The sequence below is a fragment of the Vibrio sp. J1-1 genome, from assembly GCF_021728395.1.
In the GTDB taxonomy this organism is placed as follows: Bacteria; Pseudomonadota; Gammaproteobacteria; order Enterobacterales; family Vibrionaceae; genus Vibrio.
This window is the reverse complement of sequence record NZ_JAKKCM010000046.1, coordinates 1-1,456: the sequence shown is the minus strand read 5'-3', so window position 1 is coordinate 1,456 and position 1,456 is coordinate 1. Positions and strand designations below refer to the sequence as shown.

General features: G+C 40.7%; 1 protein-coding gene and 1 pseudogene. One reads left to right on the top strand and one right to left on the bottom strand.

Annotation, left to right across the window (positions count from 1 at the left end; all coding sequences use genetic code 11):
• Positions 1-660: 660 nt before the first annotated feature.
• Entirely contained in the window at positions 661-1,119 is a 459-nt protein-coding gene (locus L3V31_RS21950) for a hypothetical protein (RefSeq protein ID WP_237319344.1), read from the bottom strand.
• Positions 1,120-1,371: 252 nt separating this feature from the next.
• Between L3V31_RS21950 and L3V31_RS21945 the strand changes: the two are divergent.
• Positions 1,372-1,456: pseudogene (locus L3V31_RS21945) on the top strand (MazG-related protein); the annotation flags it as partial.

Sequence of the window (1,456 nt, the reverse complement as noted above, 5' to 3'; positions counted from 1 at the left end):
AAAAAGCTAACAAACTGTTTAAGAGTGATTCGCAACGCGTGGCATTTTTACTATGCGTTACGTTCAGTGTTTACGGTGGTATGCGGGAGCTTCGATATTGCGTTGCTCACACCTTAACAGGGCGTTAGTTGCCAGCGAGAAAAACGCAGCTAGGGCAGAAAATTTAAGGCTAATGAATCGTGCAATTGTGCTCAGATTTGTCTCTATGATCTAGTTTGCTGAAGTTGCGTTCGATTTTTTAATATTGTGGCTTTGTTTTGCCGTTTCAGACGCGAATGTACTCGTTGAAAATCAGCTTTGTGACATTGTCTTTCCAAAAGGTCTTTTTGGTGCTTTTAGTCAGTTTTCTACGGCGTTGCTAATTCCAAGTGGTTTCAGTGACAGGCGCTTTAAAACTGCGCCTGATTTAAGTTTTTCAAAGCGCTCAAAAAAACGGTGTTGGCAAAGTGGAAATGAACGGGAAATCATAGGTGTAGAATGGCAACTAACAAGGCGTTTAAGGCAGATTCGCAACGCTAGGCATTTTTGGTTTGCTTTGAATTTAGTGTTTACGGCACAATGGTTTAAGTTAGGTGGCATATTGCTCACTACTTAACGCAGCGTTAAATTGCTCGTCAAGGCTGCCACTCATATTAAAAAGTGGCAGTAATTCACACATGTTTACAGAATGTAGAGGTCATCCTCAGTAAATTCAGAGGTGATTAGACTTGCTTCTGATGGATGTTGCATTTTTGTAAGTAGCGCATTCCATAAGCGGTCATCAAAACGCCCATCTAAATATGCGTAATGACAAATATGCAGAAGCTCGACTCGAGCATCTTTGCCACCGAATTGATCTTCTAATTCGTAGAAAGTAGGAGATTTATCTTTAAGCCAGAGGTTGTCTAAGTATTTGATCACTTCCATGCCAAACTCGGCTGAAACTTTAAAATGTTCAGTGAAGTTCTCATGTGGATAATCAGGGACACTATCATCGCCATCGTGGAAAAACGGATAGAGTCCATTCATCCATGCGTAAACATATGAATTAGGTAATAGATCTGGAGTAAGTTGCTTTATATGTAGTATTTGCGCTCTTTGCTGGGCAAAAAGTGCTTTCATAATTTTATCGTTATCCATAGCATTTTCCTCTTTTGGGCTACAAATAATAACATTGGGATGGTGGACGGTAATTCAATTATATGCTACTGATTTATATTCAAATATGTGAGCAATTTAACAAAGCATTTAAGACGGATTCCCAACGCTCGGCATTTTAGGTTTGCTTCAACTTTAGTGTTTACGGCACAATGCTTTAGGTTCGGTGGTCTGCGTTGCTCACCACTTAATGCGGCGTTATGGCGCAGGGCAAAATCCAGCTAAGGGAACTAGATGAGTGAGAAAGTGAAAGTAGCCTTGAATTGGCTCAAAGGGATCTTGGATGGTGAGGGTGTTGAGTATCAAATAGTCGGTGGAC